Origin of the sequence: Frankia sp. AiPa1, from assembly GCF_023243075.1 — a bacterium.
Taxonomy (GTDB): Bacteria; Actinomycetota; Actinomycetes; order Frankiales; family Frankiaceae; genus Frankia.
This window is the reverse complement of record NZ_JALKFZ020000173.1, coordinates 31,995-44,608: the sequence shown is the minus strand read 5'-3', so window position 1 is coordinate 44,608 and position 12,614 is coordinate 31,995. Positions and strand designations below refer to the sequence as shown.

Sequence of the window (12,614 nt, the reverse complement as noted above, 5' to 3'; positions counted from 1 at the left end):
CCCCCCCCCCCCCCCCCCCCCCCCCCCCCCGCGCCCCCCCCCCCCCCCCCCCCCCCCCCCCCCCCCCCCCCCCCCCCGTCTCCTGTTGCCCGAGACTGTCTTCCCCGAGCGGCGGGACCTTACCCGAGCGGCAGGACGACCGTGCGGGTCTCCAGGTACGCCTCGACGCCCTCGGGACCCATCTCCCGGCCCACGCCGGACTGCCGGAACCCGCCGAACGGGCTGCGCGGCTCGACGATGACCGGCGAGTTGACGGCGCAGACCCCGGTGCGGATCCGGCTGGCGACCGCGATGCCACGGGCGTTGTCCGTGGTCCACACCGAGCCGGACAGGCCGTAGTCGGAGTCGTTGGCGATCGCCACCGCCTCGTCCTCATCCCGGTACTTGATCACCGTGACGACCGGGCCGAAGATCTCCTCCCGGGCGATCCGGTCGGCGTTCTCGACGTCCGCGAACACGGTCGGCTCGACGTAGAACCCGGCGTCCAGGCCCGCGGGACGGCCACCGCCGACCACCAGGCGGGCGGCGCTGTTCTTACCCTCGGCCAGGTAGGCCTCCACCCGGTCCCGCTGGCGGCCCGAGATGAGCGGGCCGATGTCGGTGTTCGGGTCCCGCGGGTCGCCCACGGCCAGGCCGCGCACATGCTCGGCCAACGCGTCGACGATCTCGTCGTAGCGCGCGGCCGGCGCCAGGATGCGGCTCTGGGCGGCGCAGATCTGGCCGTTGTTCTGCAGCCCGGAGTCCAGCACCTGCGGGACGATGGTCGCCAGGTCCGCGTCGTCGAGAATCACCGCGGCCGACTTGCCGCCGAGCTCAAGGGTGAAGCGCTTCATCTGCTCGGCACAGGTGGCGCCGACCGTGCGGCCCGCCGCGGTGCTGCCGGTGAACGAGACCTTGTCGATGCCCGGGTGGGCGACCAGGTAGCGGCCGAGGTCGGCCCCGCCGGGCAGGATGCTCACCACGCCCGGTGGGAGGCCCGCGTCGGCGAGCACCTCGGCGAGCAGGAACGAGCTCAGCGGCGCCTCCGTCGGAGGCTTGAGGATGATCGGCGCGCCCGCCGCCAGCGCCGCGCCCAGCTTCATGCAGGCGAGGAAGACCGGCACGTTCCACGGCACGATCCCGGCCGCGACCCCGACCGGGACCTTCTGGATCAGGCAGGGTCCGACCAGGCCGGCCCGCTCCTGCTCGAAGGCGAAGTTCTCGGCGACGTCGGCGAGGCCCTCAAGGACCATGCCGGAGCCATAGCTCTGGCCGAAGATCGAGAACTTGGCGGGCGAGCCCATCTCGTCCGTGATGAGCCCGGCGAGCTCCTCGCCGCGAGCCTGCAGCCCGGCCGCGACCCTGCGGATGATCTCGGCCCGCTCCTTGCCGGTGGTCCGCGCCCAGTCGGCACTGGCGAAGGCCGCGCGGGCCGCCTCGACGGCCGCGTCCACGTCGGCCTGGCTGGCCTCGGGGACGGTCGCCACCAGGCGCTGGTCGTGGGGTGAGCGCACCTCGATCCGACGGTCCGAGGCGGGCTGCGCCCACTGGCCGCCGATCAACAGCCGGTCACGTTCAATCACCGTGGTCACGGCGTTGCCTCCTTGGGGAGCTGGCGCCGCGAGACCCTGCCGGCCGGCAGACGCGGCAGCTCGGCCAGTCACACGGCCGAGCGGGAACATGGGTGGAGGGCATCCACCACGCCCATCATGGCCGGCCCCGCGCCGCGAAGCAGTGTTCGCCCGAGCAGCGGCGTTCACCCCGAGAGGCGGCCTTCGCCGACGGTGCGGCGTTCGTACATGGCTCGATTGCACCCCCATAAACCTCTATATATTATCGTCCAGAGCAGTCGGCACCCAGGCCCGCAGCGCGGCGTCGACGCCCGCCGGGCCAGATCCATGGGTTCCCATCCAGCGCACTGGCGCGCCGAGCGACGGCCGTCGGCCCGCGCCGTCGAACTCGAGAGGGACTGGGCATGAATCCTGACGAAGCGGCGAGTGTCTTCGTCGACCCGCGTTCCTACGCGGACGACGCGCGTTTCCAGGCCGCGACCGCGTTGCTGCGCCGCGAGTCACCGGTGCACTGGGTCGAGTCGTCGAACCTGGCGCCGTTCTGGGCGATCACCCGGCACGAGGACGTCATGGCGATCTCCCGCAACTCGGAGATCTGGCGTAACGCCCCCCGCACCGCGGTGAACCAGGATCCGGCCGCCGACGCACCGCCCGTGCGCACCCTGGTGCAGATGGACGCGCCGGACCACCCGGTCTACCGGCACATCAGCGCGCCGTGGTTCACCCCGGCCGGCGTGCGGCGTCTGTCCGATCGCGTGGCGGAGCTCGCCAAGCGCTACGTCGACCACATGGCCGAGCTCGGCGGCTCGTGCGACTTCTTCACCGACGTCGCCTCGCACTACCCGCTCTACGTCATCCTGTCCCTGCTCGGGCTGCCCGAGGACGACTTCCCCCGGATGCTGAAGCTCACCCAGGAGCTGTTCGGCGCCGAGGACCCGGACTTCGCCCGCGCCGCGGACGACGACGCGGCGCTCGCCGCCCTGCTGGACTTCTTCCAGTACTTCCAGGGCATCATCGCCGACCGCCGGAAGAACCCCACCGACGACCTCGCCTCGGTGATCGCCAACGCGACCCTGGAGACCGGTGAGATCGGCGAGATGGAGGCGGTCGGGTACTACGTGCTCATCGCCACCGCCGGCCACGACACGACCAGCGCGGCGATCTCCGGCGGCCTGCACGCTCTCCTGCGGAACCCCGACCAGCTGCGCCGGCTGACCGACGACCCCTCCCTGGTGGGCACCGCCGTGGAGGAGATGGTCCGCTGGGTCTCCCCGGTCAAGCACTTCATGCGGACCGCCAACCGCGACACCTCCGTGCACGGCGTCGACATCAAGGAGGGGCAGGCGGTCCTGCTCTCCTACCCGTCGGCGAACCGGGACGAGGAGGTCTTCGACCAGGCGGACACGTTCGACGTCGGACGGACCCCGAACAAGCACGTCGGCTTCGGTTTCGGCGCCCACTACTGCCTGGGCACCCACCTGGCCCGGCTCGAGGGCCGGGCGCTGTACTCCGAGCTGATCCCGCGGCTGCGCTCGATCGAGCTGGACGGCACCCCCGAGTACACCGACACCCTGTTCGTCGGTGGACCCAAGCGGCTCCCGATCCGCTACGAGCTGGGGGAAAGTATGACCGCGCTGACAGGTGACCAGGTGAGCGGGTGAGCGGGGACGGGCGGCCGGGCGGCGCGCTCCCGGACGACGCGGATCTGATCATCGACGACCCGGCCGAGGCGAGCCCGCGGTGGGTCACCACGGTCCTGCGCCGAGCTGACCTGGACATCGAGGTCACCGCGGTACGGTCCGAACCGATCGGCACCGGGCAGCTCAGCGCCAACTACCGCATCCACCTCGACCTCGACGGGGCCGACGCCGCCCGCGCGCCCGCCACCCTGGTCCTCAAGCTGCCCGCCGGGTCCGACCAGGCCAGGGCCCAGATCGCAGCCGGGTACCGCAGTGAGATCGGCTTCTACACCCGGTTCGCCGCCAGCACGACGATCAATGTGCCCCGCTGCTGGGGCGCCGCCATCAGCGCCGACGCCCGCGCCTTCACCCTCGTCCTCGCCGACGCGCACCCGGCGCGGGCTGGCCGCCAGGTCGACGGGTGCGCTCCGGCCCAGGCCGACACCGCCGTCCGCAATCTCGCCGCGCTGCACGCCCCGTTCTGGGGCCTGGCGGACCTGGGCGACGGCGTCGACTGGTTACGCCGCACGGACGAGGTCGGGCTCGGCTTCATGGCCGAGGTCCTCGCCGCGTCCACCGCCCCGTTCGTCGAGCGCTACGCGGGACGGCTCCCGGCCGAGGACGCCGACACGCTGCGGCGCGTCGCCGAGGTCAGCGACCGGTGGGGCCGGCACGTCAGCGGGCGCCACTCGCTCATCCACGGCGACTACCGGCTCGACAACCTGCTGTTCGAGGGCTCGTCCGCGGTGATCGCGGTCGACTGGCAGTCGCTGGAGATCGGCTTCCCCGGCCGCGACCTCGCGTACTTCCTGTCGACCGCGCTCGCGCCGGCGCGGCGCCGGGCCCACGAGCGGGACCTGATCCGCGCCTACCACCAGCGGCTGACGGAGCTCGGGGTCACCGGATACCCGCTGGAGGACTGCTTCCACGACTACCGGCTGGGCATGCTGCAGGGCCCGCTGCTCACCGTGCTCGGCGCGCTCTACGCGACGCACGAGCGAACGGAGAGCGCCGATCGCATGTTCCTGTCCATGGCGGCCAACTCCTGCGCGGCGATCCGGGAGCTCGGAACCCTCGAGTTGCTGGCCGCCTGACCGCGCCGACCTGACCGCCGCGTGGTCCACCGCGTGGTCCACCGCGCGCCCCGCCGAGCGGGCGGGCGCCTTACGCCGACCGCGCCTCACGGGAGATCACGACGCCCTCGTCGAGCAGCAGTCCGCGCAGCGCGCCCACATCCACCTTGCCGCTGGCCAGCCGCGGCACGCGGTGCGGGTCGCTCAGGAGCAGCCAGCGGCTCGGGACCTTGAAACTGCTCAGCCGGGCCCGGGCCAGGTCGGCCAGGGCCCGCGGGTCGGGCAGGGAGCTTCCGACGACGACCGCCGCGACCTGGCGGACGCCCTCGTCGGAGGCGGTGCCGTCCGGGCCGGCCGAGGCGGGCGAGTCGCGGGACGCGGTCGGGGCGGCGGGGCCGGTGACATCGGTGACGTAGACGTCGGCGACTCCCGGCAGCGCCCGCAGCGCCGACTCGACCTCCAGCGGGTAGACGGTGGCGCCGGAGACCTTGAACATGTCGTCAAGGCGGCCCTTGTACCAGAGGTAGCCGTCGGCATCGAGGATGCCCCGGTCGCCCGTCGGGTACCAGCCGTCGGCGTCGAACACCTCGGCGCGTTCGCGACCGACCATGCCGCGCATCACGTTGGGTCCCCGCAACCGGATCTCGCCCTCGTCACCGGCCGGGACCGGCGCGCCGGAGACCGGGTCGACGATGCGTACCTCGACGCCGCGGAACGGCTGGCCACAGCTGCCCCGCTTGTCCGGCGGCAGGTCGATGTCGAGGCGTGACCCGCAGTACGGGCCGAAGGTCTCGGTCATCCCGAACAGGTTCGCCCGCGCCCCCGGGGCCGGCCGCTGGTGCGACGGCAGGACCGGGCCGAGGCTCGCCGGCCGCAGCGCCGACAGATCCGTACTCGCGAACGCCGGATGGGCCGCGAGCCGGGCGGCCTGATCCGGCCACCCCCGGAACAGGGTCACCCGCTCCCGCTCGAGGAACCGCAGGGTGCTGGTCGGTTCCGGGACAGCCTCGGACAGCAGGGTGGCGCCGGCGACCAGGGCGGAGAGCAGGCCGCCGCCGAACCCGCCGGTCCAGAAGAACGGCATCGGGATGTACATCCGCTCGCCGCGGCCGATCCGCCGGCTTCCGAGGCTCGCGGCCACCGCGCGCAGTCCACCGCCGTGGGTGTGCAGCACCCCCTTCGGCCGGCCGCGGCTACCCGAGGTGAACAGCACCACCAGGTCGTCGGCGGGCCGCACCGCCGCCGCGAGCGCCTCGACGATCTCGGCCGGCACGCCCGCCGACGGCACGTCCGCCGACGGCACGCCCGCGGACGGCACCCCGCTGGTGGACGCCGCGGCGGAGGTCACGCCCAGGGGCAGTTCGTCCGAGCGCCAGATCCGCCGCAGCGACGGCGCCGCGGCGTGCCGCCGGCCGGCCCGCGTCGCCTCCACGAGACCCGGCGCGGCCGAGTCCAGCTCCTCGAGATAGTCCCGCCCGCGCAGTCGCGGCACCACGACGAGGTCCGTGACGTCGGCGGTCCGCAGCTGGGCGAGCAGCTCCGGCGGGCGCAGCAACGTGCTGAGCGGAACCAGGACCGCGCCCAGGCGCATCACCCCCAGCGCGATCGTCGCCCACTCGATGCCGTTGGGCAGCACCAGTCCCACCCGGGTGCCCTTGCCGACGCCGACGGCGACCAGGTACGCGGCCACCATCCGGCTGGCGTCGTCCAGCTCGGCGTAGGTGATCCGCTCCTCGTCGCTGACCAGCGCGTGGACCTCGCCGTCGAGGCGCCGGCGGACGGCCAGCAGCGCCGGGATGGTCAGCGGCACCTCGTCACGCGGCGTCTCGTCGGATTCGTCGCCCGGTGTGGTCATTCCTGGGCTCCCCTTTGTGACGTCCTCCCGGGTGAGGTCGCCCCTGGCGATGCCCTCCGTGGCGACACCGCCGGTAGCCGCGACCGGTCACCCTTGACCGCATTCATCTCCGCCTCGCACACCACCGTCTCACCGGCCCGCAGCGTTCCGGTCGAGTGGATCCGCGTCTCGTCCACGGACCGGGTCAGCTCGAAGCGCAGATCGGTGCCCAGCGGCGTGGGCCGCCGGTACCGCAGCGCCAGCTTCGTCGTCTTTCCCGCCAGGCCGAGATCGCAGTTGTGCTGCTGGATCGCCGTATCGAAGAAAAGCGCCAGATATCCCCCGTGCACCAGGCCAGGAGGCCCCTCGAACGCGATGGGGAAGTTCACCGTGCCGGTCGCCCGGTCGCCCTCGACGACGAGGTCGTACTCGGGGAAAAAGGGATGGAACGAGCCGACATCACGGGAATGATCGATATACACCCGGTTATCGGAGTCCACCGACGCACCGACCCGGGGTACCGCGCTCGCGCGGACCTGCCCGGCCAGCGCCCGCTCGGCCTCGTCGAGCGCCCGGATCAGCGCGTCGATCGCCGGGTCGGGGCGTTCGGCGGAGAGCACCAGCCCGGTGACCCGGCGCAGCCGGTCCGCGACCTCGACGGTCTGGGCCAGCGGCCCGACCCCGAAGGTCCAGGGAATCACCGGCGCCGTGTCGGTCACCGCAGCCTCCACGCGGGCCCGCCCGGGCGCGCGGGCGCCGGTGCGGTACCCGATGCGGACGACTCGTCGGCCTTCGCCTTCGACGTCTCCGCCTCCTTCGCCTTCTCCGCCTCGGCCATCCCGGCCGCGTTACCCAGCCTGGTGTAGATCAGTGCCTGTTCCATCGCCGCCCGGTACGGCCGGTCCAACGACTCCCAGATCGCCCGCACCGTGCCCTGCGTCGCCACCGAGGGCTTGCGCGCGATTCCCGCCGCGATCTCGTGCGCCCGCTCCCACAGCCGGTCCCGCTCGACGATCTCGGTCACCAGACTGATCCGCAGCGCGGTCTGCGCCGACACTCGTTCGTCGTTGCCCGACAGCGCGATGCGCAGCGTCTCGGCCAGCCCGATCCGGCGCATCAGCCCGATCGGCTCCACCGCGAGCACCCGGCCGAAGGTCACATGGGAGTCGAAGAAGGTGGCCTCCGGCGAGCAGATCACCACGTCCGCCTCGTTCAGGAAGTAGAAGGCGCCCGCGGTGCAGATGCCCTGCACGGCGACCACCACCGGCTTCCAGCATTTCTGCCACTTGGGGCTGAGCAGCTCGCCGGGATCCTCGTGGTTCCAGATGTCGTCCGGCTGGCCGAACGCCTTCTTCACGTCCAGCCCGGCGCAGAACGCCCGGTCGCCCGCGGCGCGCAGCACCACCGCGTTCACCTCCGGATCGCGCTTGATCCGCTGCCAGGCGTCCCGGATCTCCTCACACATCTGCCGGTCGAAGGAGTTCAGCGCCTCCGGCCGGTTCAGGGTGATCGTGGCGACCCGGTCGGAGCCCGTCGCATAGTCGATGGTCGAGTAGCCCGGCGTGACATCCTCCCCGGCCTGACGGCCGAGAATTCCCTTCCTCGCGGTCGGGTTTTCCTGGTTCACCGACAGATGCCTCCCCACTCCAGGAGCGGGGTGGTCTCACTCCGTCTCCACCGGCTGATACCGCGAGCCCCGCGGCCAGAATGTGCCACGTTCACGTCCCGGTCCGGTCGGGCGCTACCGTCCACCGAAGTCGGGGGACCGTCGCTCGCGGAACGCCACGAGCCCCTCCTTGAAGTCGGCCGTGCGGGAGGCCAGTTCCAGCGCGAACGCCTCATCCTGCAACGCCTCCGCGAGGCCCAGCTCGAGCCCCCGGTTGAGCAGGCGCTTGGTCAGCCCAACCGCGACCGTCGGGGCCCGCGCGAGCTCCTGGGCCAGCGCCGCCGCGGCCTGGTCCAGCTCGGCGTCGGGCACGGCCCGGTGCACGAGCCCCCACTGCGCGGCCTCGGCGCCGGACAGCTTGCGGCCCAGCAACAGCAGCTCGCGGGCCCGGGCGAGCCCGACCAGGCGGGGCAGCAGCCAGGTCGCCCCGCTGTCGGGACTGAAACCCCTGGTCAGGAACGGTTCCCAGAAACTGCTGGTCGCCGCCGCCACGGTGAAGTCCGCCGCCAGCGCCAGCTGGCAGCCAAGCCCCACCGCATGGCCACGGACCGCGCAGACCACGGGCAGCTGGATCTCCGTGATCAGCTGGATGAGCCGGTGGGCCTGCAGCGCGGTGCGACGCTGCACGCTGCCGGGCCGCGGGCGAGGCCCACCGGCCGTGTTCGACCCCACCCAGTCGGCGCCCGAGCAGAAGTTCTCGTTGCGGCTGAACAGCAGGACGGCCCGCAGCCCGTCGTCGGTCGCCGCCTCCTCCAGCACGGTCACGATCCGGCGGACGGTGTCCTGGTCGAGCGCGTTGCGCCGCCGCGGCCGGTCCAGACCGATCCGCAGCACCGAGCCGTCCCGATCGACGACGATGCCCGCGTCCCGAACATCCGCGTCCTCGGTGGCGGTCACCAGTCCTCCAGCACCTCGATCGTCCCGGCCAGCGCCCGGCCGGCGCGCCACCCCTAAACATCTAGATGTATAACATGCCGGGGGATGGCGGAGCGAGCATCCCGGCGACCAGGACCGGCGATGCTCCGGCTGCCTGACCGGGCGCCGCGGGCTGCGCGGCCAGCGCCGCCGCGATCAGCTCGCGGCACAGGCCACTACCGGGTCGCTTCCGCCGGCAGCAGGCGACGTGCCACCTTGCCGGTCAGCAGCCTGGGCAGCTCGGCCAGGAAGACCACCGAACGAGGACTCTTGTAGTGGGCGATCCGCTCCCGGGTGAACGCGATCAGCTCCGCCTCCAGCGCCGCCGGGTCCTCCGGCGGCGTCACCGGCTCGACGATGGCGCGCACCGACTCCCCGAACTCCGCGTCCGGCACGCCGATGACCACCACGTCGGTGACGGCGGGATGCAGGATCAGGACATCCTCGATCTCGCGGGGATAGATGTTCACTCCGCCCGAGATAATCATGTTCGACGCGCGGTCGGTGAGATAGAGATAGCCCTCTTCGTCGACCCAGCCGATCTCGCCGAAGGTCGCCCAGCCCTCGGCGTTGAACGCCTCCGCCGTCTTGGTGGCATCACCGTGGTACTCGAACTTCCGATCCGACTCGAAGAAGACCCTGCCCTCGGTACGCGGCGGCGCTTCCTTCCCATCGTCACCGACAATGTGCACCGTTCCCAACAGTGACCTGCCGACCGATCCCGGGTGCGCGAGCCATTCCTCCGGTCCGATCGCGCAGAACCCGACACCCTCGCTGCCGGAGTAGTACTCGTAGACGATCGGCCCGAGCCAGTCCAGGATGGCCCGCTTCACCTCCGGCGGGCACGGGGCCGCCGCATGCACGATGGTACGCAGGCTGGAGAGGTCGTAGCGGGTCCGGACCTCCTCGGGCAGCTTCAGCAGCCGGATGAGGTGCGTCGGGACCACCTGACAGAGCGTCACCCGATGGCGTTCCATGAGCGCGAGAAACTCGGCCGCGTCGAACCGCTCGGTGACGACGACCGTGCCGCCGAGCCGGTGGATCGTCGCCGCCCACCCCAGCGGGGCGGCGTGGTAGAGCGGCGCAGGGCTCAGATAGACGGTGGACTCGTCAGCACCGTAGACGAACCTGAGCAGGCTGGTGAAGCTGGTGGGCCCGCCCAGCGGCCCGCCGACCCTGGCGGGCGTGATGCCCTTGGGCCGGCCGGTGGTGCCCGACGAGTAGAACATCCACATGCCCTCGCACTCGTCGTCGATGGGCGACGTGGGCTGGGCGGCAAGCAGCTCCTCGAAGGAGTCGAACCCCTCGATCGACCCGCCGGCGGCGAGCCGCACCTTCAGCGCCGGCGCCTCGATCCCGGCGACGACGTCGGCGCGAGCGGCGGACGCCACCAGCACCGAGGCGCCGCAGTCCGAGACGATGTAACCGGCCTCGGCGGTGGACAGATGCCAGTTGATCGGCGTGACGTACAACCCGGAGCGCAGTCCCGCCCACACCACGACGAAGTACTCGATCCGGTTCTCCATCAGCACGGCCAGGTGGTCGCCGACGCCGAGGCCGAGTGAGCGCAGCACGTGGGCCAGCTGGTTGGAGCGCGCCTCCAGCTCCCCGTAGGTGAGGACCTGATCGCCGAGGATCACGGCAGGCCGGTCGGGCGCGGACGCCGCGAACCGCTTCGGGTGCTCGATATCCATGCCAGACTCCCTTGCGCGCCGTTGTGGCCGCCGCCTTGTGGCCTCTGCCCTGGTGGCCTCTGCCTTTTGGTGCCTCTGCCCTGGTGGGCCCTGGTGGCCTCTGCCTTGGTGCCGACGTGGCTGGCACGGTGCCAGCACGGAGACATGGTTTCGGTATGCGGTCCGGCGGGCCCCGCCGGACCGTGTTCGGGCCAGGCGGGGCCCGCCGGACGGACTCCGTCAGGCGGAGGCCGGCGGGAGAAGCACGGGCTTGATGACCTTGCCGGACAGCGAGGACTCCTCCGCGGCGTTGATCGCCTCCAGGGGGAACGTCTCGATCAGCCGGTCGAACGGGAACTGGCCGGCCCGCCACAGCTCGATCAGCCGCGGGATCACCACCTGGGGGTCGGCCCCGCCCTCCAGGATGTTCGACAGCTGCTTGCCGAGCAGGCCGAAGGCGTCGAAGGTCACCGGCCCGGTCTGGATGCCCACCATCCCGCAGTGTCCGCCCGCCCGTAGGGCACCGACCGCGTTACCGATCACCGCCGGGTTGCCGGTGGTGTCGAACGTGTAGTCGGCTCCGCCGCCCGTCAGGCCCTGGATCTGGGTGACCAGGTCCTCGCCGCGACCGTCGAGGGTGTGGGTCGCCCCGAGTTCGGTGGCCAGGTCCAGGCGGTGCTGGTGCAGGTCCACCGCGATGATCGGACCCGCGCCGACCACCTTCGCCGCCATCAGCGCCGCAAGCCCCACCGCGCCGGCGCCGAACAGCACGAAACTCGCCCCGGCCCGGACATTCAGCTGGACGAGCACGGATCCGGCGCCGGTGAGAATCCCGCAGCCAAGCGGTCCGAGCTTCTCCAGCGGCAGGTCCCGGTCGACCACGACCACGCCACGCTCGGCGGCCAGACAGTGGGTCGCGAACGAGGACTGGCCGAACCAGCGCGAGGCGATCTCACCTCCGTCGTGGCCGTGGGCACCGGTCGTGCCGTCGAGACGCCGGCCGAACATGTTGCGGAACAGAAACAGGTCGCAGTACGAGGGCACGCCGCGCCGGCAGCTCGCGCACTCGCCACACGAGTCGAACGAGAGCACCACGTGGTCCCCCACCGACACCCGCGTCACGCCCTCGCCGACCGCCTCGACCACTCCGGACCCCTCGTGCCCGGTGATCACCGGCGGGGGCACCGGCGAGAGCTCGCCGCGCGGCACGACGTCGGTGTGGCACATGCCGACGCCGACGACGCGGACCAGTACCTCACCCGGCCCCGGCGGATCGAGCTCGATCTCCTCCAGCTCGTACGGACCATCCGCCTTCCGCAGGACCGCCGCGGTCGCCTTCATCGGACACCTCTCCCGTTCTCCGGCCTGCGTTCTCCGGCCTCATTGTCCGACCTGGTGGGAACTCGTGCGTCAGGTTCGCCCCGCACGACTCGGTCCGGCATCGCCGCCTGGTGCGTCCAGGTCGCCCGCTCAGCGGCCCTTCCACTGCGGCGCACGCTTCTGCGCGAACGCCGCGGTGGCTTCCTTGGCGTCCTCGCTGGCCAAGAGCTTGCCCATCTCCTTGAAGACGGGGCCCAGCGCCGCCTCCTCATCACCGAGCTCGGAACGCATCAGCCGCTTGGTGGCCGCGACCGCCAGCGGGCCGGCCGCGCTGACGCGCCGGGCGAGCTCCAGCGTGGCGGGCAGCAGCTCCTCGCGGGGCACCACTCGGTTGATCAGACCCCAGCGCAGCGCCACCTCGGCGGGGAAGGGCTCACCGGTCAGGCCAAGCTCCAGCGCGACCGCGAGCGGTAGCCGCTGCGGCAGTCGGGTGCCGCCACCACCGGCGAGCAGGCCCCGCTTGACCTCGGGCAGGCCGAACGGCGTCCCCTCGACGGCCACGACGAGGTCACAGAACATCATGAGCTCGAAGCCGCCGCCCAGGCAGGCGGCGTTCACCGCGGCCAGCAACGGCTTGGTGAAGGTCCGCAGCGCGGTCAGGGCGTCCATGACCGGCCTGAGGTTCTCCCCGGCAGCCAGCGCCTTCAGGTCGAGGCCGGCGGAGAAGGCCTTCTCGCCCGCTCCGGTGACGACGACAACCCGGGTGTCGGGGTCGTCCTCGGCCTTCGCCAGCGCATCGATGATGCTCTGGCCGACGGCGCCGTTGAGGGCGTTGCGCGCCTCGGGCCGGTTGATGGTGATCGTCAGAACGCCATTGTTCAGATCGGTAAGAATGCTCATCTCA

The 12,614-nt window shown here is 72.0% G+C and carries 10 protein-coding genes; 2 read left to right on the top strand and 8 right to left on the bottom strand.

The genetic code is table 11. The features are described from left to right. Positions 1–119 precede the first annotated feature (119 nt). The gene (locus tag MXD95_RS20980) at positions 120–1,571 is read right to left on the bottom strand and encodes an aldehyde dehydrogenase (RefSeq protein ID WP_250642394.1); all 1,452 of its coding nucleotides are present in this window, start codon (positions 1,569–1,571) and stop codon (positions 120–122) included. A gap of 383 nt (positions 1,572–1,954) precedes the next feature. On the opposite strand from MXD95_RS20980, the gene MXD95_RS20975 reads away from it, so the two are divergent. Together MXD95_RS20975 and MXD95_RS20970 are read left to right on the top strand one after the other, a co-directional pair. Beyond that, entirely contained in the window at positions 1,955–3,211 is a 1,257-nt protein-coding gene (locus MXD95_RS20975) for a cytochrome P450 (RefSeq protein ID WP_250642393.1), read from the top strand. Then, positions 3,208–4,323, top strand: a complete 1,116-nt coding sequence (locus tag MXD95_RS20970; protein ID WP_250642392.1) for a phosphotransferase — start codon at positions 3,208–3,210, stop codon at positions 4,321–4,323. The genes MXD95_RS20975 and MXD95_RS20970 overlap by 4 nt, the downstream gene beginning before the upstream one ends. Positions 4,324–4,393: 70 nt before the next feature. Here the strand turns inward: MXD95_RS20970 and MXD95_RS20965 are convergent, their stop codons facing one another. The 7 genes from MXD95_RS20965 to MXD95_RS20935 all read right to left on the bottom strand — a co-directional run bounded on the left by MXD95_RS20965 (position 4,394) and on the right by MXD95_RS20935 (position 12,610). Next, positions 4,394–6,157 carry a class I adenylate-forming enzyme family protein gene (locus tag MXD95_RS20965; RefSeq protein ID WP_250642391.1) on the bottom strand — a complete coding sequence of 588 codons (1,764 nt, stop codon included), beginning with the start codon at positions 6,155–6,157 and terminating at the stop codon, positions 4,394–4,396. After that, on the bottom strand, positions 6,154–6,855 hold the full coding sequence (locus tag MXD95_RS20960; protein WP_250642390.1) for a PaaI family thioesterase: 702 nt from the start codon (positions 6,853–6,855) through the stop codon (positions 6,154–6,156). The genes MXD95_RS20965 and MXD95_RS20960 overlap by 4 nt, the downstream gene beginning before the upstream one ends. Continuing rightward, complete coding sequence (locus tag MXD95_RS20955) at positions 6,852–7,763, bottom strand: enoyl-CoA hydratase/isomerase family protein (protein ID WP_250642389.1); 912 nt, start codon at positions 7,761–7,763, stop codon at positions 6,852–6,854. Before MXD95_RS20955 ends, MXD95_RS20960 begins: the two co-directional genes overlap by 4 nt. A 114-nt stretch (positions 7,764–7,877) precedes the next feature. Beyond that, complete coding sequence (locus MXD95_RS20950) at positions 7,878–8,699, bottom strand: enoyl-CoA hydratase/isomerase family protein (RefSeq protein WP_250642388.1); 822 nt, start codon at positions 8,697–8,699, stop codon at positions 7,878–7,880. A 194-nt stretch (positions 8,700–8,893) separates the two neighbouring features. Then, positions 8,894–10,411 carry an acyl-CoA synthetase gene (locus tag MXD95_RS20945; RefSeq protein ID WP_250642387.1) on the bottom strand — a complete coding sequence of 506 codons (1,518 nt, stop codon included), beginning with the start codon at positions 10,409–10,411 and terminating at the stop codon, positions 8,894–8,896. A 219-nt stretch (positions 10,412–10,630) separates the two neighbouring features. Next, positions 10,631–11,731 (bottom strand): NAD(P)-dependent alcohol dehydrogenase, encoded by a 1,101-nt coding sequence (locus MXD95_RS20940; protein ID WP_250642386.1) that lies wholly within the window; start codon positions 11,729–11,731, stop codon positions 10,631–10,633. 129 nt (positions 11,732–11,860) lie between these two features. Then, positions 11,861–12,610 carry an enoyl-CoA hydratase/isomerase family protein gene (locus tag MXD95_RS20935; protein WP_250642385.1) on the bottom strand — a complete coding sequence of 250 codons (750 nt, stop codon included), beginning with the start codon at positions 12,608–12,610 and terminating at the stop codon, positions 11,861–11,863. Positions 12,611–12,614: the final 4 nt, after the last annotated feature.

Coding starts and splice junctions, on each gene's coding strand:
- MXD95_RS20975 (WP_250642393.1), top strand. CDS start 1,955: ATGAATCCTGACGAAGCGGCGAGTGTCTTCGTCGACCCGCGTTCCTAC.
- MXD95_RS20965 (WP_250642391.1), bottom strand. CDS start 6,157: ATGACCACACCGGGCGACGAATCCGACGAGACGCCGCGTGACGAGGTG.
- MXD95_RS20945 (WP_250642387.1), bottom strand. CDS start 10,411: ATGGATATCGAGCACCCGAAGCGGTTCGCGGCGTCCGCGCCCGACCGG.
- MXD95_RS20940 (WP_250642386.1), bottom strand. CDS start 11,731: ATGAAGGCGACCGCGGCGGTCCTGCGGAAGGCGGATGGTCCGTACGAG.
- MXD95_RS20935 (WP_250642385.1), bottom strand. CDS start 12,610: ATGAGCATTCTTACCGATCTGAACAATGGCGTTCTGACGATCACCATC.